Genomic DNA, 25,774 nt, shown 5'->3' on the forward strand with positions numbered 1-25,774 from the left:
TTATTGGTCTAACTGTAATTGAGTTCTTAGTCTAATATATTGATTCTTATGATGATCAGCCATTCGCCTTAACTCTTCATCAAGAAACATATCCGGCAACTCGTAATCATCCCTGTGTTCAGAGAGATTAACTTGAAGTGATTCAAGAACTTTATGGAGTTCAATCCCATATTTTACAAGACAATGACGCCGTGATCGTTCTTGTAGCAGATAACCAAAGTCTTCAACATATTTTCTGGCTGTTCGAAAATCTTCATGCTCAAGTTTTTCTAACAGAAAGTAATAAGTAGGGATCATCAGGCTTCTGATGCGCTCTTTCTCGACCTCAATATCGTCTTTGACTTTATTCACAATGTTGGCGAGGCGAGATCGAATACAAGCGATAGGATTCAAAATACGAACGAGCTCATGAGAGCCTGGCGCTGCATTAATCATAAAACGTTCTGTATTCAAGTATAGTTTGTCGCCAGATAAATCGTCGTGTTCAAAACCTGCTGGCCGGTCAATGATATCAACAAGGTTACATTCATCATTGTTATCAGGGTTAGAGAACAACCGGCCTTCATGCTCTTTAATTGTCTTTGTGTCCTTATCGGTCAGAAGGCATATTGCAATAGATGGGAAATCAAGTGGATTGTTATAGTGAGGTTCAACGTTGAATGCTCTGGCGATGTTTTCAACATTGTTCCGTTTTGTTACATAATCAACATCAACAGAAGTTATGAAAACTTCATTAGGTAAATTATCTTTCGAGTATTTATGAAGGTATGTATTTACCCAGTAGCGCACAGCTTGACCACCAACAGTGATTGCTGGCCCTGCTAAACTATCAGCGTTTTGGACTAGCTCTTGATTGAGTAAATAAATTTGTTCAGAAGGCGGTATGTGTTCAACAGTCATAAAAAAAGAACCAAATATTATAAACACTGGCTCATTATATCATGTGCGGTATAGGGGGAAGAATCAGAAGCTTGGAGCCATACCAGCAACGAAACTACCTGATGGCACACTTAAAGCAGGTCTTTGTATAACAGGCTGTGGAGCTGCATGACTACTCTTCTGCTCTTTTACACGTTGAGCGTATGCAACATGTTGTGCTTTCTTAATATCAGGTGCATTCATCTTGAAGTGCTTCCTACAAGGGAATTAATTTTAAAAACTCTTGCATAAAATATATACCAAAGTCACAGCAACTTCAACTAGGTTTGTTTGATCATGTTTTTTAATAACGTAAATGTCTTATCAGATAACACGACGAAACGGGGGCAGAGAATTGAGAATATCTTTGCCGTAGTTTTGAATTTAATGCGCGTGTCGAGAATCGTTACTGCTCCGGTATCCTCTGTTTAGTACGGATAAGATGTCCCACAGCTTGATGTACCCGTTATCTTTCAAGTTGCCTCTTTGTTGGCTGCACTCTCTCACCCCGGTCACATAGTTATCTATGCTCCCGGGGATTCGATCCCTTGCCGTCGCGATCCATCTTGAAATCCATAGGGTATATAGTCTTTCTCGTTTAATTAACAATAACTGCCTATCCCAATAGGGCTATTTTATTTGCCATTTTGAACCTGGGCAGTGCTCAAAATCCTCACGTACTACGTGTACGCTCCGGTTTTTCCGCGCTGTCCGTGTTCAAACTGCCTGCAACAATTACGCCTATTGAGATAGGCTCTAAGTAATGAAAACGGAGAAGTTATTTTAATTATGCCTAAGGATCTCCACGAAATTTCGTTTGATTAAAAACGTTATTGGACCCTCAGGCATAGTATTTCCTGACTTAAGAAAATTTCAGATTAAATAGTGTTATTGAATATGAGAAGAAATAGATTCCAAGCATAATAAGAACGACGCCGCTGGTGTAATTAATAAATTTGATAACACGGTGACTGAGCATTTTCCTGGAGAAGAATATCACAGTATTAATAAAGGCAACCCAAACAATAACGCCAATAATTGTCCCTGCTGCACCAATAGCTAAACTATATTTACCTGATGCAATATTGTTGAGTTGTGCGCTGACAGACAGCCAAAAAATAACATTGTATGGATTTAATAGTGTCAACAATACGCCATCAAAAAATTGCCTATGATAGGGTTTGGCGATGACATTGATATTTTCCTCATTTTTCTTATTTATGAAGCTGGTAATACCAAACCAAATGACCATTAATGCGCCTAAAAACCCCAAAATAGGCATAAAAATAGTATTGGAAAAAAACTGCAATATACCAAAACCTAAAAGTAATAAATAAATTATATCGGCAAAACAAGCACCTAAACCAAAAACGACTGCGTGAAGACAACTGATATTCAAGTGTCTACGCATAATTTCTATATTTATAGGGCCAACGGGAGCCGCAGCTCCCAATCCTAAAAGAAAAAATGTTCCTAATGTACTGATGACATCAACCATATAATTAATTCCATAACATGAGATGTTTATTTAGTGATAATCCAATGAAGCTTTGTAATGATATTCTGCACCCTTCGGAAAAACTACGAATAGCATGGGGTTTCCTAGTGTTTATTATAATTAAATCTCCTTGTTCTGGTTTAATAAGGATAGATGGCGGAAGCGTGCCTCGCCAATCATTTTCTGCATTATCTTCAATTAACTCGGTGATAGGGATTTCAGGAACATCCCACAGCTCCAGCTCTCCTCCAGTTGCAGGCATTTTTATATAGATATTCACTGAGAATTGCCCAAACAAATTGACAGATTGTTGTTGAAGGCCATCAAAATGGGGTTGTTTTTCAACCATGAAAGAGCGTTCTGGTCTGTTCATCACTCTGGCAATACCCGCATGCATCTTTTTACCTTCAAAGTTGGCAATACTGGCCCCGGCGGACCATACTTCGTCCAGTTCTAAACGAAATTTGTCGAAAGGAGCTAACATTGGAGCACAGAAATTTCTGACGTTTCTGATGGCAGGTAACGCATTTTCAAAATATTTTTTATAGCTATCGCTATCTTTGGATTTGCCAAAAGTTGTGTTGTAGGATGGACCGATTCTATCAACACCATAATCAACTAAAACAACTTCATCTCCTTTTTTCAAATCATGAGGGTGACATTCTAGATTTTCGTGAGAGAGAAAAAAATCAGAGAGCTTGTTTGCAAGAGGGATATTAACATATTTCTTTATATGGATTGCTAACACTTCATCATTAAATAATTTAGTAAGATGATGTTCTTGCAGAGAGTCAGATACAATTATTTTGTTTTTCATAAAAACCACCTTATTGTATTTAACATGATTTTTTGATTACTTTCCATATAAAAATAGAATGGAAATATTAATTTAATATTATTTAAATTTAATCAATGCGATCTTAATCACAAAACAAAAAGTAGACAAGCAGTTAAGTAGTTTCACTAATTTAATGCTCAATAATTGAGGTAATGTCTAGTAATAATGATTTTTATTATTTTACATATGGTTAGGTTAATTGTACTATTAATTTATAGGCTTGGCTAATAATTTCAAAAATGAATTTAGTGTTTAATTATAATAATAAGTGGATAATGTAATTTCTCGTAAGTTCATGATGGCTTAGCGTGTTTATTTATGTCTGTAATGAGGATGCAGACAAAACCTTACGAGATATTTTATTTGATATCAGTATCGCAATGTTACATTTGAGATCAATATAAAATTTGTTGGTTAGTTAGCAGGTGGCAATTTCTATATTTGCGAAGCTGTTCGCATATATTTGTGAAATGATTATTAGCCTGAAATTAATCTGCGAAGGTGTTTGATAATTTTTCTTGTGCTTCTGGCTGCTTTGTAAAAAATAAGGAATACTCTGCTGGAAAAATAAAAGGGTAAGGATGAATAAGGATGTGGTTTTCAGTTGTGATAAATAAGATAACAACAAATTGGAAACAACCTATACCAATCATCAGCGTGAATCAGGCTGCAATAGCTATTATTGTCGGTATTGTACCCTTGCTTTTTCTGCCTGAGTTACCACAGAAATGGCAGGTTATGACATTGTTATTACTGGCGCTATTCTGCTTATTCTTGCCATTTTGTCTTTGCAGGATGGTTTCAATTTCGTTACTGGCATTTCTTATTGGGTGCTGGCAGGGAAATCATCTGCTCGAACAGATAATCTATTTTAGTGAAAAAGCGCATTTATCACGGGTTATTATTGAAAGTTTATCGTTAGATAATGAAGAGAAAGGCAGGGTTATCCTGCGTATTATTGAGAATGAAAACAAAGTTATTTTTCCGCCACTGTATGTTTCCGCTTATTGGGATATTTCGCCTGAATCTCTGTGTGCTGGTCAAGAATGGCGGCTGAAAATGAAATTACGGCCAGTTCATAGTCAGCTAAATCAAGGTGGATATGATAGCCAGCGTAGGGCATTAGCTATCCGCCGACCTTTAACGGGGAAAGTCATTCATGCTGAATTAATTGACGGGAAATGTAACTTACGTCAGCGATTGGTCAGTCATATTGCACCGGCTATGCGTGAATTGAAGCATAGTGGCATTGCGATGGCATTAGCATTCGGTGAGCGTCAGTGGTTAAGTAAGGAGGATAATTTATTATTACAACAAACAGGTACGGCTCACCTTATGGCTATTTCAGGGTTGCATATTACTGTTGCCAGTATGTTTGGTTGGTGGATGGCAAGATTATTACAACTCTTCTTTCCGGTGCACTGGATAGGGCACAGATTTCCACTGATTGCTGGTTGGATAGTGGCAATAAATTACGTCTGGCTATCGGGTTGGGGCATTCCGGCTATTCGTGCATTATTGGGTTTAACGCTCTGGCTATATTTACGTTATAGAAATATTCTCTGTTTCCCTTGGCAGTGGGCATTGTGGACAGCCGCAATGATTCTCTTATTTGATCCTCTGACGGTGCTTTCTGACAGCTTCTGGCTCTCTTTCTTTGCTGTGATGGCGCTAATGTTCTGGTTCTTTTGGGCACCGTTGATTGAGCCATTTCGTTATGGTTGGAAATGGCTATGGCTGCGAGGGTTATATATGCAAATGGGTATGATGCTGATGCTTATTCCTCTCCAGCTATTATTATTTCATGGTGTCAATTTTGCCGCTTTATTTGCTAATTTCTGGGCCGTGCCAATCATCTCTTTTATTACTGTGCCGTTGATTATGCTGGCATTAATAGGTCATTTTTGTTCTTTTAGTCATGCTTTATTATGGCAATTAGTCGATTACTCTGTAACCTTCTCTTTAATTCCTTTGCCAGTTTTGCAACAGTCATGGAGTGAAACGGGTCGTTTTCCCCTATTAATAACGTTTATTGGCTGGTTTGTTATCATCATTTGGCGATTTTCCTGGTGGCAATCATATAAGTTACTGATTGGCATTTCTTTAGGGATAATGCTTTGCTATCTGAGGCGTAACGAAGAATATCTGTGGCGATTTTCTATGCTGGATGTTGGGCACGGGCTTGCGGTTATCATTGAAAAAGATGGCAAAGCGCTGATTTTTGATACCGCTAATCGTTGGGAAACTGGCAGTATGGCTGAAAGGGTGATAATCCCTTATTTGCGTTGGCATCGATTAATGCCAGAGCAGATTATTATCAGTCATGATCATCTTGACCATACCGGTGGGTTAGCATTCTTACAACAAAAATATCCAGGTATTGCGGTGAGAAGTTCTTTAATCAATCAGCAACATCTTCCATGTATACGCGGTGAACAGTGGCTCTGGCAGGGGTTGAGCTTCCGTGTATTATGGCCGCCGGTAAGATCATTACGCGCAGGTAATGACGAATCTTGTGTCATTCGGGTAGAAGATGGTAAACATAGCTTGCTTTTAACCGGAGATCTGGAAAAGCAAGGGGAATATAAGCTATTGGGAATAGAAAAAGAGCATTTAAGATCGACCGTATTGCAGGTTCCACATCATGGTAGTAACACGTCATCTACAGCCGCTTTTATTCATACCGTCTCACCACAATATGCACTGGCCTCTGTTGCACGTTATAGCCCGTGGCGACTTCCTTCGGTTAAAGTGCAGCGACGTTATCGTAAAACAGGGGCAGAATGGCGTAGCACCGCGGTATCCGGGCAGATAACAGGTTATTTTTATGGCGATCATGTTGAAATAATGAGCTACAGGCAACAAATTATGTCACGTTGGTATCATCAGTGGTTTGGTATTCGTAGTGATCATGAGTAGAATAACCCGCTATTTCTTTTTGTGTTGGTAACTCAATAATGAATGATAAAGACCTTTCTACCTGGCAGACGTTTTGCCGACTATGGCCAATTGTCTCTCCGTTCAGGATTGGGCTGATAGTTGCTGCGGTTGCACTGATCCTTAATGCTGCCGGTGATACGTTAATGCTTTCATTGCTTAAGCCTTTACTTGATGAAGGTTTCGGCAAAGCAAGCAGTGATGTACTGAAATGGATGCCACTGATTGTGATTGCTTTAATGATTATGCGAGGGCTATCCGGGTTTGTATCAAGTTATTGTATCTCTTGGGTCTCCGGTAAAGTGGTAATGCAGATGCGTCGCCGTCTGTTCAGCCATATGATGGGGATGCCGGTGTCATTTTTTGATCAGCAATCTACAGGGACGCTGCTTTCTCGTATCACTTATGATTCTGAACAAGTGGCCTCCTCCTCTTCCAGTGCACTGATTACCGTGGTCAGGGAAGGGGCATCCATTATCGGCCTGTTTATTTTGATGTTTTACTATAGCTGGCAATTATCTCTGATCCTGATTGTGATTGCGCCGATCGTGTCATTGGTGATTCGTGTGGTATCGAAGCGATTTCGCAGTATTAGTAAAAATATGCAGAATAGCATGGGGCAAGTCACAGCCAGTGCTGAGCAGATGTTGAAAGGGCATAAAGAAGTGCTCATTTTCGGTGGGCAGAAAGTAGAAACTGAGCGCTTTAATAAAGTCAGTAACCATATGCGTCAGCAAGGCATGAAAATGGTTTCTGCTTCATCAATTTCTGATCCTATCATTCAACTTATTGCCTCGTTTGCTTTGGCTTTTGTCCTGTATGCAGCAAGTTTCCCGGATATTATGGAAACACTGACAGCGGGTAAAATTACGGTCGTATTTTCATCAATGATTGCGTTGATGCGTCCATTGAAATCGTTGACTAATGTTAATGCGCAATTCCAGCGAGGCATGGCCGCCTGTCAGACTCTGTTTTCGATTCTGGATATGGAACAGGAAAAAGATGACGGTAAGCTGGAGCTTAAAAAAGCGAACGGTGATATTGAGTTCCGTAATGTAACTTTCTGCTATCCAACCAAGGAATTACCGGCGTTACAAAATATTTCCATGTATATCCCGGCGGGAAAAATTGTTGCTTTGGTAGGGCGTTCTGGTTCTGGTAAATCCACAATAGCGAATTTGCTGACCCGTTTTTATGATGTCAACGGAGGTAATATTTTGCTGGATGGGCATGACTTGCGGGAATATACGCTCTCTTCCTTGCGTGGACAGGTTGCTCTGGTATCGCAGAATGTGCATCTATTTAATGATACGGTAGCGAATAATATTGCTTATGCCAGTGAAAACCGATACAGCCGTGAAGAGATTGAGAAAGCCGCTGAGATGGCTTATGCAATGGACTTCATCAGGAAGTTAGATAACGGCTTGGATACGATGATCGGTGAGAATGGTGTGCTGCTTTCTGGCGGTCAACGTCAGCGTATTGCTATTGCACGTGCCTTGTTGCGTGATTCTCCGGTTCTGATTCTTGATGAGGCAACTTCGGCGCTGGACACGGAATCTGAACGGGCAATTCAGGCTGCACTGGATGAATTGCAGAAAAACAGAACCTCGCTGGTTATTGCACATCGTCTATCAACCATTGAAAACGCGGATGAAATTCTGGTGGTTGAAGATGGGCATATTGTTGAACGGGGTGACCATCTCTCTCTACTGGAGCGAAATGGTGTCTACTCACAACTACATCGGATGCAATTTGGTCAATGATTGAGCGCATATGGTCAGGCCGCTCATGGCTTTATTTACTGTTATTACCTTTTTCAGCCCTTTACGGGCTGATAAGTGGCTTACGGTGGTTGAGTTATAAAACAAGGTTGAGGCAATCTTGGAAAGCACCTGTACCTGTTGTGGTAGTGGGTAATCTCACTGCCGGCGGTAATGGTAAAACGCCGGTGGTTATTTGGCTGGTGGAGCAGTTGCAGAAAAAAGGTTACCGGGTTGGTGTTGTTTCCCGCGGCTATGGAGGTAAAGCGGAAAGTTATCCTCTGTTGGTGACTGGAAATATCACTACGGCTCAAGCCGGTGATGAACCGGTATTAATTCATCGTCGTACTGGCGCACCAGTGGCTGTTGCGCCAAAACGGGTTGCAGCAGTGAAAGCATTACTGGCAGACACGCCACTGGATATCATCGTGACTGATGATGGCTTACAGCACTATGCTTTGCAGCGGGATTTTGAAATTGCGGTTATTGATGGCGTGCGCCGTTTTGGTAATGGTTGGTGGCTTCCCGCTGGCCCAATGCGTGAACTATCTGGGCGGTTGAACAGGGTTAATGCCATTATCACCAACGGTGGTACTCCTCAGCCAGGCGAATTATCCATGACATTAGCTGGTGAATTAGCTGTGAATATGGTGAATGGTGAAAAACGCGCCGTGAATCTGATACCTCACGCTGTTGCTATGGCTGGAATCGGCCATCCACCGCGGTTTTTTGCGACCTTGCAACAGTTAGGTGCTGACCTACAAAAGGAGTATACATTTGCCGACCATCAACTGTACGCAGAAGATCAATTGTGTCATCTGGCTGATACCAACCAGAATTTACTGATGACAGAAAAAGATGCGGTTAAGTGTTTTAGTTTTGCTCAGCCAAATTGGTGGTATTTACCCGTAGATGCGCGGTTACCTCAGGAAAAGGGGGAGATAATGCTAAACAAGATTTGTTCGTTATTGGAGACGAATAAAAATAGTAAGTAAACATACCCTATGGATTTCAAGATGCATCGCGACGGCAAGGGAGCGAATCCCCGGGAGCATAGATAACGATGTGACCGGGGTGAGCGAGAGCAGCCAACAAAGAGGCAACTTGAAAGATGACGGGTATATTATGTTTTAATCAAAGCGGCCTTTGTGAGTCGATGATAGTCAACAGGGAGATTGCCTTTTTGCTCCTTGCCAAAGCGGTTCTCGCCTTGCCAATTCGTACAATTTCAGTAATTTTTCAGATTTATTTGATTTTTCGCCATTGTTAACTGATATTGAAACTATCCATTATGGATAAACAACCATTGTGTATTCTTGAGTCAAACATGTACGATTCTGGTAGGATATCCGCTCGTATCTGTTACTTAAACGATATATACCCTATGGATTTCAAGATGCATCGCGGCGGCAAGGGAGCGAATCCCCGGGAGCATAGAGAACTATGTGACCGGGGTGAGTGAGTGCAGCCAACAAAGAGGTAACTTGAAAGATGACGGGTATACTACTCGAATGAAATGTATTTCAAGGTCAAGGTATTGAAACTGAGATGAGGTTCTATTCGAAAATTGAATAAAGGGTAAAAAAACATCAAAAACAATAAATTAAATTATTGTGAGATGGACAAACGGGGGAGTTATTATGACATTACAATTAAAGATGGGTAGAGTGAAATGGTTTGATGAGCATAAAGGATATGGTTTTATTTCTCCACAGGATGGGGGACAAGACATATTCGTCAATAGAAAAGCGATTGCGAATACAAAAAACAAGTCACTCACAGAAGGGCAGGATGTAGAATTTTCAATTATTCGCAAAGGTTATGATTTAACCGCAGCAGATGTGATCGCATTCTAAAACCCTATTAAAATCAAGCTATTTTATTGCCATTCTTTAAATGGTAAAGAGGAAGCATTGAACCATGTGCAAACAAAGGTAATCGTTTTTTTGAACGCACTTTTGGTAAAATTCGGAGGGTAGCGAAGTGAGTCATTTTTGACGACGGCGTTTACTCTCCGGTTTTTGTTTGTTATCTATGTTGATGATTTATTGGCAATTAGGGATTGTGCCAATGACACCTACCGAGATGGTTTTGGACTTTCACCAACTTACCTGATTTTTCAGTGGATAATATTGGGAAAAGGATCGAAAGATCAAATAACAAGAGTTAACGATGATACCAAGCTTATGTTATTCTGAGTTGCATTAAATTAAAGCTCCATAATTGGAGGATGTATGGATCACCGTTTACTCGAAATTATTGCCTGTCCCGTATGTAACGGAAAACTCAGTTACGATAAAGAGAATTTTGAACTCATTTGTAAGTTAGATCGACTTGCGTTTCCTGTCCGTGATGGTATTCCCGTCCTGTTAGAGCACGAAGCCCGCGAATTACCTCTGGATGAGGAAAAATAAGGCATGTTCACCGTTATTATTCCTGCTCGCTTTGCTTCAACCCGTTTACCCGGTAAACCTTTAGCCGATATTCACGGCAAGCCAATGGTTGTTCGTGTTATGGAGCGGGCGAAGCGTTCAGGCGCTGCACGCGTCATTGTGGCAACAGATAATCACGACGTTGTTGATGCCGTTGTAGCGGCGGGGGGAGAGGCCTGTCTGACCAACGAAAATCACCATTCTGGTACTGAACGGTTAGCTGAGGTTATCAACAAATATCAATTTTCCGATGATGAAATTATCGTTAATGTTCAGGGGGATGAACCATTAATTCCCGAAGAGATTATTAAACAGGTTGCAGAGAATTTGGCGGGTTGTAACGCGGGAATGGCAACGTTGGCCGTGCAGGTTCATGATGCAGAGGAAGCTTTTAACCCTAATGCTGTGAAAGTCGTTATGGATAAACAGGGTTATGCGCTCTATTTCTCCAGGGCGACAATTCCTTGGGAACGTGACCGTTTTATTCAATCACGGGAAACGATTGGTGATCATTTCCTGCGTCATATTGGTATTTATGCCTATCGTGCGGGTTTTATCCGTCGTTATGTACAATGGGAGCCGAGTCCGTTGGAGCAAATTGAAATGCTGGAACAACTGCGGGTACTTTGGTACGGCGAAAGAATTCATGTGGGGATTGCATTAAAAGCGCCGGGCGTGGGCGTTGATACCCCGGAAGACTTGGCAGCAATCAGAAAAGTGTTTGAAATCTGATTGATTGTTTGAACTTATACCCTATGGATTTCAAGATGGATCGCGACGGCAAGGGAGCGAATCCCCGGGAGCATAGATAACGATGTGACCGGGGTGAGAGAGTGCAGCCAACAAAGCGGTAACTTGAAAGATGACGGGTATATTTTAGATTAACGAAAGCGCATCATTTATTTATTGCTGTTTTTTCCATTGCGCTTTCGTTTCTCCATCTATCTTGCTGCTTTGCTTCAAGAAGTCGCTTGAGGATTATTTAGCGGCTGAGAATGTTCTGATTTTTGTGGCTGTTCTGGATCTTTTGATGGCTTAATGCGTTGCCAGAGGGTGCCTAAAGTTTCATACCATACTCGCTCTGAATGAGACAGATAGTAAGCTGAGGGCAGATATTTTTCCCAAGGATGTAATGGTGAAGTGATCGCTAATTGGTTAGCTGGGCCGGGAATGGGGTTCAACCCATGCTGTTGAAAGAAAGTGATTGCTCGCTGCATATGATTGGCGGAAGTCACTAAAATAAAGGGTTGGTTACCAATCAGTTTCTCAACCTCATTGGCTTCTTGCTCAGTATCCATTGGCTTTGTCAGTGCAATTGTATCTTCTGCGGGCACGCCGAGCGATTGGGCTACGATAGCGGCGACTTCAGCACTGCTTTTAACATTTGCCCCTTTACCACCGGTAAAGACCATTTTAGAGCCGGGGTTCAGGCGATATAAGCGAATACCTTCTGTCACTCGTGGCAAACTGTTGTTAAGTAAGTTTGAACTGGGTGCCCAATTTGGGTTATAAGTGAAGCCGCCGCCAAGAACAACGATATAATCAACCGGTGGATTGATATGACTGGTATCAGATTGGTCGCTGTTAGCATAAACTGATTCCACCGGTAACAGCAGCTTATCGGCAATAGGTTGCAAACTTAGCAGAAGTAGCGTGAGCCAACTGAATGTTAGAACTGTTTTTCCTGTTTTTTGCCAACGGGTAAACCACAGCAGTAATAAAGCAACAAGTGAAATTAGCAATATTAATGGTAGAGGCATCACCATTGCACCGAGGTACTTTTTAAATAAAAATTGCATCTATTTGCCTTAATTTGGTTGAATTATAGCCATGTGGTTCACAGTTTGTCGTCAAAAGTGGTTATATACCCTATGGATTTCAAGATGGATCGCGGCGGCAAGGGAGCGAATCCCCGGGAGCATAGCGAACTATGTGACTGGGGTGAGTGAGTGCAGCCAACAAAGAGGCAACTTGAAAGATGACGGGTATATCAACGAATGCTGTGCCAAAATAGCATTCAGCATAATGAAATCTCAACAGATAAATCAGATCTATTCCATTAGTGAGGCAGTTTTTCATGCGGGATCGCAATTTCGATGATATTGCAGACAAATTCTCTCGTAATATTTACGGCACAACCAAAGGTAAAATCAGGCAAGCTGTTGTCTGGCAGGATATTAGCGAATTACTGGCTCAATTACCTCAACGTCCACTGCGTATTTTAGATGCGGGTGGTGGTGAGGGAAATATGGCATGCCAATTAGCTGAATTGGGTCATCAAGTGATATTGTGTGATTTATCAGAAGAGATGATCCAGCGGGCAAGGCTGGCCGCGGAAGAGAAAGGGGTCAGCCAAAATATGCAATTTATACAAAGTCCGGTACAAGAAATTAGCCAATATATAGAACAACCGGTAGATTTGGTATTATTTCATGCAGTACTGGAATGGATTACCGATCAGAAATATGCAATAGAAGTGCTAATGAATATCATTAATCCGGGTGGCGCTCTATCTTTAATGTTTTACAATGCCAATGGCTTAGTAATGCGCAATGCTATTTTAGGTAATTTTCATTTGGCGACGCCCAATATACAACGCCGCAGAAAACGTTCATTATCGCCTCAGAATCCGTTGGCACCTGAACAGGTATATCAATGGCTTGATGAATTAAATATGACGATCACCGGCAAAACAGGCGTGCGTGTTTTTCACGATTATTTGCAAAATCGCCAATTACAGAACGAAAACTTTCCGGCGTTGCTGGAATTGGAACAGCGTTATTGCCGACAGGAGCCTTATATCAGCCTGGGGCGCTACATTCATGTCATGGCGCGCAAACCCGCTTTAACAGTTTAAAGGACAAATTATGAGTGAATATTCCCAGACTGTCCCGGAACTGGTGTCTTGGGCCAGGAAAAACGATTTTTCCATCTCCTTGCCTGTAGAAAGACTGGCGTTTCTGATGGCAATTGCGGTGCTGAACAGCGAGCGTCTGGATGGCGAGATGAGCGAAGGGGAGCTGGTTGATGCTTTTCGTGAAGTTTGCAAAGGATTTGAGCAGACCACAGAATCGGTCGCGGTGCGGGCCAACAATGCTATCAATGACATGGTGCGTCAGAAACTTCTTAACCGTTTCACCAGTGAATTGGCTGATAACAATGCAATTTATCGCTTAACCCCGCTTGGGATGGGTATCAGTGACTATTACATTCGTCAGCGGGAATTTTCTACCTTACGTCTTTCGATGCAACTTTCGGTGGTGGCGAGTGAGTTACACCGGGCAGCGGAAGCGGCAGAAGAAAAGGGAGATGAATTTCATTGGCACCGTCATGTTTTTGCGCCGCTGAAATATTCTGTTGCAGAAATCTTCGACAGTATCGACATGTCTCAGCGCGTAATGGACGAGCAGCAAAGCTCGGTTAAGGAAGATATTGCGGCGTTGCTGAATCAAGATTGGCAGGCAGCGATTGCCAACTGTGAGCAACTGTTATCTGAAACATCGGGTACGTTGCGGGAACTCCAGGACACACTGGAAGCGGCTGGAGATAAATTACAGGCTAATTTGCTGCGCATTCAGGAAGCCAATATGGACAGTGGTGGATCAGAACTGGTTGATAAACTGGTATTTGATCTGCAAAGCAAACTGGACCGTATTATCAGTTGGGGTCAGCAGGCGATTGATTTATGGATTGGCTATGATCGTCACGTTCACAAATTTATCCGTACTGCGATTGATATGGATAAAAACCGTATTTTCTCTCAGCGCTTACGTCAATCAGTTCAACACTATTTTGATAACCCGTGGACCCTCACTATTGCTAACGCCGAACGTTTGCTCGATATGCGGGACGAAGAATTGACGTTACGTAATGAAGAGGTGACCGGTGAACTGCCATTAGCGCTGGAATATGAAGAATTCAGTGAAATAAACGAACAACTGGCAGAAATGATTGAAAAAGCTCTGTTGGTATATCGGCAGGAACAGCGCCCACTGGATTTAGGTGCAGTGCTGAGGGATTACCTTGCTCAGCACCCGCTCTCTCGTCACTTTGATGTGGCGCGTATTTTGGTGGATCAGGCTGTGCGGTTGGGAGTGGCAGAAGCGGATTTCTCTGGGTTGCCAGCAGAATGGTTAGCGATTAATGATTACGGAGCCAAGGTACAGGCACATGTCATCGACACATATTGAACAATTTATGCCAGTTAAACTGGCACAGGCGTTAGCCAATTCACTTTTCCCGGAACTGGATAGCCAGCTTCGTGCGGGTCGTCATATCGGGATGGATGATCTTGATAATCACGCTTATCTGATGGATTTTCAGGCGCAATTGGAGGAATTTTACGCCCGCTATAATGTGGAGTTGATCCGTGCGCCAGAAGGTTTCTTCTATCTGCGGCCTCGTTCAACCACATTGATCCCGCGTTCGGTGTTATCGGAGCTGGACATGATGGTGGGAAAAATCCTCTGTTATCTCTATCTCAGCCCGGAACGCCTGACTAATCAGGGGATTTTTACTGCTCAAGAGCTGTACGAAGAGCTGATTTCACTGGCCGATGAGGGCAAGTTGATGAAGTTTGTCAACCAGCGATCCTCCGGTTCCGATTTGGATAAACAGAAATTGCAGGAGAAAGTGCGCACGACACTGAACCGTCTGCGCCGTTTGGGCATGGTCTATATCCTGCCAAATGACAACAACAAATTTACCATTACTGAGGCGGTATTCCGTTTTGGTGCGGATGTACGCAGTGGCGACGATCCTCGTGAAGTACAACTGAGGATGATCCGTGATGGTGAGGCAATGCCGATTGAAGGCGGTTTGTCGCTTGATGACAGTGAAAATGATGAAACAGCGGATAACTCAGCAGAAGGTACGGGAGATGAACAACCATGATTGAACGCGGTAAATTTCGTTCACTGACGCTGGTTAACTGGAATGGTTTTTTTGCCAGAACATTTGATCTTGATGAATTAGTGACAACCTTATCAGGCGGCAATGGCGCGGGTAAATCCACCACGATGGCGGCTTTTGTCACCGCGCTGATCCCTGATTTAACCTTGTTGCATTTCCGTAACACCACCGAAGCCGGAGCGACTTCCGGTTCTCGTGATAAAGGTTTGCACGGCAAGTTGCGGGCGGGGGTCTGTTACTCAACGCTGGATGTGATTAACTCTCGGCATCAGCGGGTGGTGGTCGGGGTGAGATTGCAACAGGTGGCGGGACGTGACCGTAAGGTTGATATCAAACCCTTTATGATCCAAGGCTTGCCAACCGCCATTCAACCTACGCAGTTATTGACTGAAAATGTGGGTGAAAGACAGGCGCGTGTATTGCCACTGAATGAACTGAAAGATCGCCTTGATGAGATGGAAGGCGTGCAGTTCAAACAATTTAACTCTATTACCGATTATCATGCGCTGATGTTTGATTTGGGGGTGATACCCAAACGCCTGCGTTCAGCCAGTGATCGCAGTAAATTCTATCGTCTGATCGAAGCTTCCCTGTACGGCGGTATTTCCAGCGCCATTACCCGTTCCCTGCGTGATTACCTGTTGCCGGAAAACAGCGGTGTTCGCAAGGCATTTCAGGATATGGAAGCGGCACTGCGTGAAAACCGTATAACGCTGGAAGCTATCCGAGTTACCCAATCTGATCGTGATCTGTTCAAACACTTAATCACAGAAGCAACTGCTTACGTTTCCGCTGATTATATGCGCCATGCCAATGAGCGGCGCACTTATTTGGATCAAGCACTGGCATTGCGTGGGGAGCTATTTGGCAGCCATCGGCAACTGGCAACCGAACAGTATCGCCATGTCGAAATGGCGCGGGAACTGGAGGAACAGAGTGGAGCTTCTGTTGATTTAGAAGCTGATCATCAAGCCGCCAGTGATCACCTGAATCTGGTGCAGACAGCCATGCGCCAGCAGGAAAAAATTGACCGTTATCAGGGAGATCTGGAAGAACTCTCCTACCGTCTGGAAGAGCAGACTGAGGTTGTTGAAGAAGCAGCGGAACTTCAAGCTGAATATGAAGCCAGAGCGGAAGCGGCAGAACAGGAAGTCGATGAGCTGAAAAGCCAGTTGGCAGATTACCAGCAAGCACTGGATGTTCAGCAAACCCGCGCTATTCAGTATCAACAGGCGTTACAAGCGCTGGAACGTGCTCGTGAGCTTTGTCGGCTACCGGATCTTGCCGCTGATAATGCAGAAACATGGCTGGAAACTTTTCAGGCTAAAGAGCAACAGGCGACAGAAGCCCTGTTGGCATTGGAACAGAAATTAAGTGTTGCTGATGCGGCTCATAGCCAGTTTGAGCAGGCATATCAACTGGTTAAAAACATGGTTGGTGAAATCAGCCGTAGTGAAGCGTGGCAGAGTGCTCGTGAATTGTTGCGTGACTGGCCGTCACAGCAACATCTTGCGGATCGTGTGCCGCCATTGCGAATGCGATTGGCTGAACTGGAGCAGCGCCTGACCACCCAACAAAATGCAGAGTTTTTATTAAACGAATTTTGTAAACGCCAAGGGCAGCAATATCAGGTTGAAGATCTGGAAGGGTTACAGAGTGAACTTGAAGCACGGCAGGAAGCACTAAGCTTAAGCGTTAATGAAAGCGGTGAACGCCGTATGGAGATGCGTCAGGCGCTTGAACAACTGAAACAGAAAATTCAGTCATTGACTGCCCGTGCCCCGGTCTGGCTGGCTGCGCAGGATACCCTGAGCCAACTGTGTGAACAGAATGGTGAAGTGCTGGCGAGCGGTAATGACGTGACGGAATATATGCAGCAGTTGCTTGAACGTGAGCGTGAAGCAACGGTAGAGCGAGATGAAGTTGCTGCCCAGAAACGTGAGCTGGAAAAACAGATCGAGCGCCTCAGTCAGCCGAGCGGAGCGGAAGATAGCCGGATGATTGCGTTGGCGGAACGTTTCGGTGGAGTTTTGCTGTCAGAAATTTATGACGACATCACCATTGATGATGCACCGTACTTCTCTGCTCTGTATGGGCCTGCGCGACATGGCATTGTGGTGCCCGATCTTTCCTTGGTACGTCCACATCTTGAAACGCTGGAAGATTGCCCGGAAGATCTCTACTTAATTGAAGGAGATCCACAATCCTTTGATGACAGCGTATTTAATGCCGAAGAGCGGATAAATGCGGTATTGGTCAAATCTTCTGACCGCCAGTGGCGTTATTCCCGTTATCCTGAATTGCCGCTGTTTGGTCGTGCTGCCAGAGAAAACCGTCTGGAAGCCTTGAATCTGGAACGAGATACCTTGGCAGAGCGTTATGCCACGCTCTCTTTTGATGTGCAGAAAATTCAGCGTGCGCATCAGGCATTCAGCCAGTTTGTGGGTAAACACCTCTCTGTGGCATTTGATACCGATCCGGAAGCGGAAATCCGCGAACTGAGGCAGCGTCACACGGAACTGGAACGTGAACTATCCCGGTTTGAAGATCAAACCCAACAACAGCGTCAGCAATATACTCAGGCTAAAGAGAGCCTGACGACATTAAATCGCCTGATCCCTCAAGTTACGCTATTGCTGGATGAAACCTTAATCGATCGCGTAGAAGAAATACGCGAAGAGCTGGACGAAGCGCAGGAAGCGGCCCGTTTCCTGCAACAACATGGCTCGGCACTGGCAAAGTTGGAACCGATGGTTGCGGTTCTGCAAAGCGATCCACAGCAGCATGAACAGTTGCAACGGGACTATGAAACAGCCAAACAGAGTCAGCATCAGGCTAAACAACAGGCTTTTGCGCTGGTGGAAGTGGTGCAGCGCCGTGCGCATTTTAGCTACAGCGATTCTGCCGGTATGCTCAGTGAAAATGCGGATCTGAATGATAAACTGCGTCAGCGTCTGGAACATGCAGAATCGGACCGCAGTCGCGCCCGCGAACAATTGCGTCAACAGCAAGCGCAGTATTCCCAATTTAACCAAGTGCTGGCATCGCTAAAAAGCTCTTACGAAACCAAACAGGATATGCTGAAAGAGTTGCACCAAGAGATGAAAGAGATTGGTGTGCAGGCGGACGTCAATGCTGAAATGCGCGCCCGCGAGCGCCGTGATCGACTCCATGAAGCACTCAGCACTAACCGTTCCAGAGTCAACCAGCTTGAGAAGCAGATCGCCTTTTGCGAAGCAGAAATGGATAGCTTGCAGAAAAAACTGCGTAAGCTGGAACGTGATTACTATCAAATCCGTGAACAGGTGGTTTCTGCCAAAGCGGGTTGGTGTGCGGTGATGCGCATGGTGAAAGACAATGGCGTTGAGCGTCGTCTGCATCGCCGTGAACTGGCGTATATGGAGGGTGGCGCGTTACGTTCCATGTCGGATAAGGCACTGGGTGCGTTGCGTCTGGCGGTGTCCGATAACGAACCTCTACGTGATGCGCTGCGTTTGTCCGAAGATCCAAAACGCCCTGAACGTAAGATTCAATTCTTCATTGCGGTTTATCAGCACCTGCGTGAGCGTATTCGTCAGGACATTATCCGTACTGACGATCCGGTTGATGCCATTGAACAGATGGAAATTGAGCTGGCCCGTCTGACGGAAGAGCTGACCGCTCGCGAGCAAAAACTCGCCATCAGTTCGAAGAGTGTGGCGAATATTATCCGCAAAACCATTCAGCGCGAGCAGAACCGTATCCGCATGCTAAATCAGGGATTACAAGCAGTCTCCTTCGGACAAGTTCGTGGTGTGCGGTTGAATGTAAACGTGCGTGAAAGCCACGCGATATTGCTGGATGTGTTGTCTGAACAGCAAGAACAGCATCAGGATCTCTTTAACAGCCAACGATTAACCTTCTCGGAAGCAATGGCAAAACTTTATCAGCGCCTGAATCCGCAAGTAGATATGGGGCAGCGCTTGCCGCAAACCATCGGTGAAGAGCTGCTGGATTACCGTAACTACTTGGAACTGGACGTTGAAGTTAACCGTGGATCGGATGGCTGGTTAAAAGCGGAGAGTGGTGCGTTGTCTACTGGTGAAGCGATCGGTACCGGCATGTCGATTTTGGTGATGGTGGTGCAGAGTTGGGAAGAAGAATCCCGCCGTTTGCGTGGTAAAGATATTTCCCCTTGCCGGTTATTATTCCTTGATGAAGCAGCACGTCTGGATGCTAAATCTATCGCTACTTTGTTTGAATTATGTGAGCGTCTGCAAATGCAATTGATTATCGCTGCCCCGGAAAATATCAGTCCTGAAAAAGGGACCACCTATAAACTGGTGCGTAAGGTATTTAAAAACCACGAACATGTGCATGTGGTAGGGTTGCGAGGATTTGGACAGGATGTGCCGGCAACCCAATTGATTTCAGATGCTACCGCTTAATTAAATGGATGCTTTACGGTAATTGTAAGTAGGGAAAATAAAGAGAGTGCGCCACGGATGGCGCAATATATTCAGGATTGTGCACCAATATTGATCACCAGACAAAACGGTGGTGATTGCGTCATTATTTCAAATGCAGAATATGTAAGCCTTGAAGAAACTGCTTATTTACTACGTTCATCCGCTAATGCAAAACATTTACTTAAATCATTGGAGCAGGTAAATAGCGGAAATTTGCAGGAAAGGTAACTAACCTGAACTTCGCTTAAGAAGGAAATTAAAGTATCTGAGATACGATCAAAGTTTTTGTCAAAGAAAATTCAAGACATTTCAGTCCGCTTGGTTTCTTGCTTAATATTCCTTCAATATAAAAGAAAGTATGCTACCATTCACCGATGAAGAGAAAAAATACACCAACGCCACATGACGCTGTTTTTAAACAGTTTTTAAGTCATATTGATACTGCCAGAGACTTTTTGGAGATACATTTGCCTGCGACATTACGGGCAGTTTGTGATCTGGATACACTGCGGTTGGAATCAGGGTCGTTTATTGAAGACAATCTGCGGGCGCATTATTCCGACATTTTGTATTCATTGAAAACGGCTCAGGGTGACGGTTATGTGTATTGTGTGATCGAGCACCAAAGTTCCCCGGACAAAATGATGGCATTTCGATTAATGCGCTACGGTATTTCAGCCATGCAACGGCATCTGGAGCAGGGACATGAAAAATTGCCGCTGGTCATTCCGGTGTTGTTCTATCACGGTAAAATACAGCCGTATCCTTGGAGTACCAATTGGCTCGACTGTTTCGATGATCCGGCCCTGGCGGAGGAAATCTATTCCAATAAATTCCCGCTGGTAGATGTGACGGTAATCCCGGATGATGAAATCTTGACGCACAAACGGGTCGCGCTACTGGAAATGGTGCAAAAGCATATCCGGCAGCGAGATATGGCAGAGCTGCTGCAAGAGTTGGTTATACTGCTGACGTATGATTACTATACGGATGAACAGCTAAAAAGCGTGCTAAACTACTTATTACAGGTGGGAGATACCGCCGATCCAGAGGGTTTTATTCGGCGACTGGCAGAACAGTCCCCGAGGTATGAGGAGGTACTGGTGACAATAGCACAAAGATTGGAACATAAAGCACGTCAAGAAGGACGTCAAGAAGGACGTCAAGAAGGGCGTCAAGAAGGGCGTCAAGAAGGGCGTCAAGAAGGGCGTCAGGAAGGACGTCAAGAAGCAACGTTAAAAATTGCTCATGCATTGCTGAACAGCGGAATCGATTGTGAAACAGTGATGAAAACCACCGGTCTGAGCCAGAACGAACTGGAGCAAATACGCCACTAACTCGTCTTGAGAGTCCTCAATCAGCATTCAACGATCCGTGTGAGATGGGGATCTTACGGCGACTGGCAGAACAGTCCCCGAGGTATGAGGAGGTACTGATGACAATAGCACAAAGATTGGAACATAAAGCACGTCAAGAAGGACGTCAGGAAGGACGTCAAGAAGGGCGTCAGGAAGCAACGTTAAAAATTGCTCATGCATTGCTGAACAGCGGAATCGATTGTGAAACAGTGATGAAAACCACCGGTCTGAGCCAGAGTGAGCTTGAATAAATGTCCGACAAAATTACTGTATTTCTTCCAAATACTACTATTTATTTTACGGTAGTCATATGAGTAGGAAAAAAAGCGCCACGGAGGGCGCAATTATTATTCGAAACCGAGTATTTTTAGTTTATGTCAGAGGCCAATTCAAGAACACCACGCTATCATTGTAATGACTATTGGTACCATTTTCAGCGCTGATAATAGCTGTTCCCGGTTTTCCATCAAATATATTATCGAAATAACGTAGCTCACATGGTTTGCCATCCCCTTCAATCTCAATACAGATTTTGCCTGTACCTGATGTGTAGGCTTTAGTTGCCATGAGATTATTTTGTCCTTTACTGGTACTGGTTAATGTATCTACCAGAAGATCGTCAATATATACTTTTACAGTTTGCGGAATATTTGTATTAGCGTAGGCTATCAAGCCGAATCGAATACTGTGAGGTAACTGGAAACAATATTTACCCGTGTCATTAGTACCACATGTTCCATTACAGACTTTACTATTGCCTCCATTATTGCCACGGTGACTGCTTAATAAATCGGTATCGACCGATACTGCAGCTTGAATATTTTTGAAGGCTAATCCTCTCCAACCCTCATTATCGCTGGAGATGATGATTGGCCCGGCATCAAGTGCATTCAAATTTGGGTCGAACCGAATAAAAGAATCATTTTTGAAAAAATAAATAAAATTTCCATCGATATCTGGCCATGAAATAATAGCATCCAGATTGCTACTAAATGCTGCATATTTCCCAGTCATTCCCCACCGTTCTGAAATAGTGTTGGTCTTAATTGTGTGTAAATCGATGGTGTAATCTATACAATGTCTGCCTTTAAAGAAACAAACGGTGTTGGTAGTCAATTCTATGGCGGCATCTATTCCATTTTCCAGTTCTGTTCCTTTTAATCCAGGCCAGCCATCTATAATGAAGTTTGGTCCATCAACGACCTGTGCTTTCGCGATATCGAATTTAAGATACAGTGAGCCTTTAAAAAAATATAAAAAGCCATTTAAATTAACAATATCGTCAATATATCTTTGGAACCCGGCAGGCAGGTTGGGCCAATCTTTACTGATGGGATGAGGGTAACCCATGTATGTATTTAAACACTGATTATTGAACTTAATGTTCTCTTCATTCAGGAAGAAATAACTAGATATATTCATTGTTATATATCCTTTGTAATTAGAAAATAAGAGGTGATTTAAATCTTTTTGGTGCAACGGAATTAAAGTTTCATAATAAAAGCCAATAAATAATAAGGCGGAATGATATCAATACTATGATTATGTTCAGGGGATGATGCTGTTGCCGGGTGATTATGTCCTTGTCCTCCGCCTGTGTTTGATGTATATGAGTAAACAGGTAAATTGGAAAGAGTCGATACTACACCAGTGTCATTACGTATTTGATAAATATTATCGCCGCCAGGGAAATCAGAGCCATATCTCATTCCCCACCCATGCACATAACCCACACCTCCAATATGTTTATGACTAGGTATTTGTGCTTCTGTTAATGCTGTATTTCCCACAGTAACATTTACCGAAACCGCAGTTGATGTTGTATTTTTGGAAAAGTTTTTTCCATTACCACTCCCACTGGCTTTACTATTGCTTTCTCCTGTCTCAGCAAGAGTTTCACCACACATGACAAAACGGCTTCTTAAATCTGGCGTTCCATTATTACCATCACAAAAAGCCCAGCCGGTGGGAGCATCCTCACCGGAGAACATCACAATCATGCCTTTTGGCAATACATTATTGGGATCAATACTGATGCCGCTATTGTCTACCTTAATACCATTACCCGCTTTAATTTTTACACTTAATCCATCTTTATCTGCTTTTAAGCCGCCGTCAGGGTTAATTTTTATTGCCTGTGTATAGTCATCACCCGGTTTTAGCGCTGAATGTGGATTATCAGTCTGACCAAGCGTTTTACCAATTTCATGGCGATCCAGAGTATTGGTATTCTCTATATTGGATTCTAAAGTGGACCGGTTATATTCTTTTTCCATTTTTATCACCTTGTATATGATATTGAGTTGTTTTGTTCATCAATGGTATAGCTACCGCAATAACATGATTTATAGATGTTATTGTTTATATTTAAAAATTTAACCAATGGTTATTTAAATAATTTCCAATGAAACAAAACAATTATGGGCGGGGGATTTTTATATACAACATTAATTAATAACAGAGATTGTTAATGGATGTTTATTTTCTCTGATTATTCAATTTCAAGTATGACAAGTCGGGGATAATGAATAGGGTTGTTTTTATTGATTGGGATAAGTGGATTGGTGTTATTTCTATGTTTATCGTTCTGCTGATGAATTAATATACTTATAAGCTCGTTAAGAGGATTAACGAGCTTAACTCTGTGGTATTGGTCAATCTGAGTTAATACAGATTAATTATTCATTTCGACTTCCTGAAGAAACTTTCAATGTTTGTTTATTGATGCTATTAATTCTATTTTCTATTTTGTTTTTTTTCTTTGCTAATGTATTTAAGGTTAATTTTTCCCCCTTTATTTTAGAAGAAAGTCCAGGAAGACTCATTGCATTATCGCCATAGTTTTTACGCATAAATGCAACAGCATCAGAATGGCTTTCATTGAGAACTTCACGGATACTATTGGTGAAATCTAATATATGTCTGGCTTTGTCGTCACTCAATCCTTCTAATGCCCTATGATGTGATACAGCCAGATCAGCAAGTTTATAGGCAGGAAATTTTATTGGTGAGGTGACTGTTCCTACAAGTTTCGATGTTAATGAACTGCCCGCCGTGACTTTTAAGTTGTCTTTGTTGACGTTTTTTTTGATTGCTTTAATGATCGGGTTTTTATCGTAATTATTGATATCAAGTATCATGTTTCTTGTTTTAGGATAAGGATGAGCGATTTTAAATTTCTTACTTAATTTATCAATAGCTGTGTCATTAAGGTAATTTAATCCGGTTCCGGCTAATACGCCAATACCCGCGCCAGCTATAGTGCCAATACCCGGTGCTATCGCGCTCCCTATGGCTCCTCCAATAGCGCCGCCGGCTATACTGCTTCCGGTATTTAATAGAGATTGCAGTGCAGTAACGCCCATATTTTTGGCTACGTTAGTTCCGGCAGATTCAGGCGAATCCATTGATTTTAAGGTCCAGTCCAATTGTTTTAAATGAGATTCAACGACAACCATCCATTTGTAATATTCGGAAATGTTTTCTTTCCAAAATGAATAATCCTGGATTTGACTTAAACTGGTAGAGCTATTTACCAGCATGCTATTTAAATCCAATCCGATGCCTAATGGGGAATCTTGTAGATCATATTCATTATTCGCTCCTGATTTCATTAGAGGATTTTTTCCTTGATGAGTATTTTCACTGTATTTTTTGTTTGGCATATCATCACCTTAATGTATGGGAATTGAATGTTTAATGTATGGAAATGATTGTGATATAGTATGTTTTACCTATCACAATAAGCTGGCTAATACTAAATTCCAATTAATTTATCAGCATTTTCTTCAACAATCATAATACCTATGCCGTTTATCTTAATTACGGCATTCTGACTATTTTTCCAGGTTGAGAGAATATTATTTATTTTAGCTAAATAATCTGAATAGGTAATGCCTGAAACATGAAGGATTACGTTTTTATTTTCCAGACTTTCATTATTGACTGTCGCAAATTCAGTGATCAAATTGACTTTAGCCAGCGCAAGGCGAATATCTTCGGTGCCACCTAAATCGGTACACAATTTATCTGCCAGAGCTTGATTGATTTGTGAATTATCCAGGTTTGGCTTCTGATCCACAGAAGCGGAAATTTGGCTAATTGGTGTAATATCTTCTTTAATATCTTGGAGTTTCATGGGTGCGGTAATGGAATATAATAAAGAGAGGCGTGGGCGATTGCCAAGCGCTTGCCAAAAGTTACCCAAACTATTTAAATTTTCCTGTTGTAGAATAACCCGGGTATAGGCGCCGGGAATGCCGGTTAATTGACGATTATTTATCAAGGCATTTAAAACCCGTGTCATGACTTGCGCGGCTTGATTATTAGGTTGACTGTCTGGACTGGAGCTGTCGCTCGATGGTTTATTCGCATCCCAGTAAGTAATTAAATAGCTACAATTGATATTTACCCAGCCGGGTAATAATGAACGGGTTGCTGGATTATAACGTCTTGGTTCAGCAGAGCGTAATTGTAAATCTTCGTGTATATTGTAAAGAAATACGCTCACTGTCGGTTCCGGTTGAATGGAGTTAATTTCTGGTAGATCAAATCGGATATCAATTTTATTGCCATTAATATTTAAATACTGGGATAAAATAGTATTTAATGCTTGGTTAATTTCAATAATAGCATTGTCAGAAGCAATTATCGTTGTCATGTTGACTCCAA

General features: G+C 42.8%; 22 protein-coding genes. 13 read left to right on the forward strand and 9 right to left on the reverse strand.

Annotation, left to right across the window (positions count from 1 at the left end; genetic code table 11):
* From SLS51_RS08620 to SLS51_RS08635, 4 genes are all read right to left on the reverse strand, one after another.
* The gene (locus SLS51_RS08620) at positions 1-900 is read right to left on the reverse strand and encodes a hypothetical protein (protein WP_323837386.1); all 900 of its coding nucleotides are present in this window, start codon (positions 898-900) and stop codon (positions 1-3) included.
* Between the two features lie 63 nt (positions 901-963).
* Entirely contained in the window at positions 964-1,122 is a 159-nt protein-coding gene (locus SLS51_RS08625; RefSeq protein ID WP_011145917.1) for a hypothetical protein, read from the reverse strand.
* Positions 1,123-1,780: 658 nt separating this feature from the next.
* The gene (locus SLS51_RS08630) at positions 1,781-2,416 is read right to left on the reverse strand and encodes a LysE family translocator (protein ID WP_323837389.1); all 636 of its coding nucleotides are present in this window, start codon (positions 2,414-2,416) and stop codon (positions 1,781-1,783) included.
* 4 nt (positions 2,417-2,420) lie between these two features.
* Positions 2,421-3,233, reverse strand: coding sequence for a 2OG-Fe(II) oxygenase (locus SLS51_RS08635; protein WP_323837390.1), 813 nt, complete (start codon positions 3,231-3,233; stop codon positions 2,421-2,423).
* 612 nt (positions 3,234-3,845) lie between these two features.
* Between SLS51_RS08635 and SLS51_RS08640 the strand changes: the two genes are divergently transcribed.
* The 6 genes from SLS51_RS08640 to kdsB all read left to right on the forward strand — a co-directional run bounded on the left by SLS51_RS08640 (position 3,846) and on the right by kdsB (position 11,118).
* Entirely contained in the window at positions 3,846-6,173 is a 2,328-nt protein-coding gene (locus SLS51_RS08640) for a ComEC family protein (RefSeq protein WP_323837392.1), read from the forward strand.
* Positions 6,174-6,208: 35 nt separating this feature from the next.
* Entirely contained in the window at positions 6,209-7,957 is a 1,749-nt protein-coding gene (msbA, locus tag SLS51_RS08645; RefSeq protein WP_323837510.1) for a lipid A ABC transporter ATP-binding protein/permease MsbA, read from the forward strand.
* Positions 7,954-8,949, forward strand: coding sequence for a tetraacyldisaccharide 4'-kinase (lpxK, locus tag SLS51_RS08650; protein ID WP_323837394.1), 996 nt, complete (start codon positions 7,954-7,956; stop codon positions 8,947-8,949). The genes msbA and lpxK overlap by 4 nt, the downstream gene beginning before the upstream one ends.
* A 645-nt stretch (positions 8,950-9,594) precedes the next feature.
* Positions 9,595-9,810 (forward strand): cold-shock protein, encoded by a 216-nt coding sequence (locus tag SLS51_RS08655; protein WP_036781154.1) that lies wholly within the window; start codon positions 9,595-9,597, stop codon positions 9,808-9,810.
* A 378-nt stretch (positions 9,811-10,188) separates the two neighbouring features.
* Positions 10,189-10,368, forward strand: a complete 180-nt coding sequence (locus SLS51_RS08660; RefSeq protein WP_011145924.1) for a Trm112 family protein — start codon at positions 10,189-10,191, stop codon at positions 10,366-10,368.
* 3 nt (positions 10,369-10,371) lie between these two features.
* Positions 10,372-11,118: a 3-deoxy-manno-octulosonate cytidylyltransferase gene (gene kdsB, locus SLS51_RS08665; protein WP_323837399.1), complete on the forward strand. Its 747-nt coding sequence runs from the start codon at positions 10,372-10,374 to the stop codon at positions 11,116-11,118.
* 227 nt (positions 11,119-11,345) lie between these two features.
* Here the strand turns inward: kdsB and elyC are convergent, their stop codons facing one another.
* Positions 11,346-12,185, reverse strand: coding sequence for an envelope biogenesis factor ElyC (gene elyC, locus SLS51_RS08670; RefSeq protein WP_323837401.1), 840 nt, complete (start codon positions 12,183-12,185; stop codon positions 11,346-11,348).
* Positions 12,186-12,463: 278 nt separating this feature from the next.
* Between elyC and cmoM the strand changes: the two genes are divergently transcribed.
* From cmoM to SLS51_RS08705, 7 genes are all read left to right on the forward strand, one after another.
* The gene (gene cmoM, locus SLS51_RS08675; protein ID WP_011145927.1) at positions 12,464-13,243 is read left to right on the forward strand and encodes a tRNA uridine 5-oxyacetic acid(34) methyltransferase CmoM; all 780 of its coding nucleotides are present in this window, start codon (positions 12,464-12,466) and stop codon (positions 13,241-13,243) included.
* Positions 13,244-13,253: 10 nt separating this feature from the next.
* Positions 13,254-14,576: a chromosome partition protein MukF gene (gene mukF, locus SLS51_RS08680; RefSeq protein WP_323837405.1), complete on the forward strand. Its 1,323-nt coding sequence runs from the start codon at positions 13,254-13,256 to the stop codon at positions 14,574-14,576.
* Positions 14,557-15,279, forward strand: coding sequence for a chromosome partition protein MukE (mukE, locus tag SLS51_RS08685; RefSeq protein WP_323837407.1), 723 nt, complete (start codon positions 14,557-14,559; stop codon positions 15,277-15,279). Before mukF ends, mukE begins: the two co-directional genes overlap by 20 nt.
* On the forward strand, positions 15,276-19,724 hold the full coding sequence (mukB, locus tag SLS51_RS08690) for a chromosome partition protein MukB (RefSeq protein WP_323837409.1): 4,449 nt from the start codon (positions 15,276-15,278) through the stop codon (positions 19,722-19,724). The genes mukE and mukB overlap by 4 nt, the downstream gene beginning before the upstream one ends.
* Positions 19,725-19,781: 57 nt before the next feature.
* Positions 19,782-19,973, forward strand: a complete 192-nt coding sequence (locus SLS51_RS08695; RefSeq protein WP_323837411.1) for a type II toxin-antitoxin system prevent-host-death family antitoxin — start codon at positions 19,782-19,784, stop codon at positions 19,971-19,973.
* A 146-nt stretch (positions 19,974-20,119) separates the two neighbouring features.
* Positions 20,120-21,082 carry an Rpn family recombination-promoting nuclease/putative transposase gene (locus tag SLS51_RS08700; RefSeq protein WP_011145934.1) on the forward strand — a complete coding sequence of 321 codons (963 nt, stop codon included), beginning with the start codon at positions 20,120-20,122 and terminating at the stop codon, positions 21,080-21,082.
* Between the two features lie 98 nt (positions 21,083-21,180).
* Positions 21,181-21,354 carry an Rpn/YhgA-type helix-turn-helix domain-containing protein gene (locus SLS51_RS08705; protein ID WP_075508987.1) on the forward strand — a complete coding sequence of 58 codons (174 nt, stop codon included), beginning with the start codon at positions 21,181-21,183 and terminating at the stop codon, positions 21,352-21,354.
* 121 nt (positions 21,355-21,475) lie between these two features.
* On the opposite strand, the gene SLS51_RS08710 is transcribed toward SLS51_RS08705, so the two are convergent.
* The 4 genes from SLS51_RS08710 to SLS51_RS08725 form a co-directional block, all read right to left on the reverse strand.
* A complete protein-coding gene (locus SLS51_RS08710) occupies positions 21,476-22,525 on the reverse strand; it encodes a fucose-binding lectin II (protein WP_323837414.1) in 1,050 nt (349 codons plus the stop codon).
* Between the two features lie 62 nt (positions 22,526-22,587).
* A complete protein-coding gene (locus SLS51_RS08715) occupies positions 22,588-23,379 on the reverse strand; it encodes a hypothetical protein (RefSeq protein WP_323837416.1) in 792 nt (263 codons plus the stop codon).
* A gap of 402 nt (positions 23,380-23,781) precedes the next feature.
* Positions 23,782-24,768, reverse strand: coding sequence for a hypothetical protein (locus SLS51_RS08720; RefSeq protein ID WP_323837418.1), 987 nt, complete (start codon positions 24,766-24,768; stop codon positions 23,782-23,784).
* Between the two features lie 92 nt (positions 24,769-24,860).
* Positions 24,861-25,763 (reverse strand): Pvc16 family protein, encoded by a 903-nt coding sequence (locus SLS51_RS08725; RefSeq protein ID WP_323837421.1) that lies wholly within the window; start codon positions 25,761-25,763, stop codon positions 24,861-24,863.
* Between the last annotated feature and the right edge of the window lie 11 nt (positions 25,764-25,774).

Source organism: Photorhabdus africana, assembly GCF_035181445.1.
Classification (GTDB): Bacteria; Pseudomonadota; Gammaproteobacteria; order Enterobacterales; family Enterobacteriaceae; genus Photorhabdus; species Photorhabdus laumondii.

Excerpts from the sequence above, each read along its gene's own strand:
- SLS51_RS08660 (WP_011145924.1), top strand. The coding sequence starts at position 10,189 with ATGGATCACCGTTTACTCGAAATTATTGCCTGTCCCGTATGTAACGGA.
- SLS51_RS08640 (WP_323837392.1), top strand. The coding sequence starts at position 3,846 with ATGTGGTTTTCAGTTGTGATAAATAAGATAACAACAAATTGGAAACAA.
- elyC (WP_323837401.1), bottom strand. The coding sequence starts at position 12,185 with ATGCAATTTTTATTTAAAAAGTACCTCGGTGCAATGGTGATGCCTCTA.
- SLS51_RS08635 (WP_323837390.1), bottom strand. The coding sequence starts at position 3,233 with ATGAAAAACAAAATAATTGTATCTGACTCTCTGCAAGAACATCATCTT.
- SLS51_RS08710 (WP_323837414.1), bottom strand. The coding sequence starts at position 22,525 with ATGAATATATCTAGTTATTTCTTCCTGAATGAAGAGAACATTAAGTTC.
- SLS51_RS08630 (WP_323837389.1), bottom strand. The coding sequence starts at position 2,416 with ATGGTTGATGTCATCAGTACATTAGGAACATTTTTTCTTTTAGGATTG.
- SLS51_RS08720 (WP_323837418.1), bottom strand. The coding sequence starts at position 24,768 with ATGCCAAACAAAAAATACAGTGAAAATACTCATCAAGGAAAAAATCCT.
- SLS51_RS08715 (WP_323837416.1), bottom strand. The coding sequence starts at position 23,379 with ATGGAAAAAGAATATAACCGGTCCACTTTAGAATCCAATATAGAGAAT.
- mukE (WP_323837407.1), top strand. The coding sequence starts at position 14,557 with ATGTCATCGACACATATTGAACAATTTATGCCAGTTAAACTGGCACAG.
- SLS51_RS08705 (WP_075508987.1), top strand. The coding sequence starts at position 21,181 with ATGACAATAGCACAAAGATTGGAACATAAAGCACGTCAAGAAGGACGT.
- mukB (WP_323837409.1), top strand. The coding sequence starts at position 15,276 with ATGATTGAACGCGGTAAATTTCGTTCACTGACGCTGGTTAACTGGAAT.
- SLS51_RS08695 (WP_323837411.1), top strand. The coding sequence starts at position 19,782 with ATGGCGCAATATATTCAGGATTGTGCACCAATATTGATCACCAGACAA.
- cmoM (WP_011145927.1), top strand. The coding sequence starts at position 12,464 with ATGCGGGATCGCAATTTCGATGATATTGCAGACAAATTCTCTCGTAAT.
- SLS51_RS08620 (WP_323837386.1), bottom strand. The coding sequence starts at position 900 with ATGACTGTTGAACACATACCGCCTTCTGAACAAATTTATTTACTCAAT.
- kdsB (WP_323837399.1), top strand. The coding sequence starts at position 10,372 with ATGTTCACCGTTATTATTCCTGCTCGCTTTGCTTCAACCCGTTTACCC.
- SLS51_RS08725 (WP_323837421.1), bottom strand. The coding sequence starts at position 25,763 with ATGACAACGATAATTGCTTCTGACAATGCTATTATTGAAATTAACCAA.
- SLS51_RS08700 (WP_011145934.1), top strand. The coding sequence starts at position 20,120 with ATGAAGAGAAAAAATACACCAACGCCACATGACGCTGTTTTTAAACAG.
- SLS51_RS08625 (WP_011145917.1), bottom strand. The coding sequence starts at position 1,122 with ATGAATGCACCTGATATTAAGAAAGCACAACATGTTGCATACGCTCAA.
- mukF (WP_323837405.1), top strand. The coding sequence starts at position 13,254 with ATGAGTGAATATTCCCAGACTGTCCCGGAACTGGTGTCTTGGGCCAGG.
- lpxK (WP_323837394.1), top strand. The coding sequence starts at position 7,954 with ATGATTGAGCGCATATGGTCAGGCCGCTCATGGCTTTATTTACTGTTA.
- SLS51_RS08655 (WP_036781154.1), top strand. The coding sequence starts at position 9,595 with ATGACATTACAATTAAAGATGGGTAGAGTGAAATGGTTTGATGAGCAT.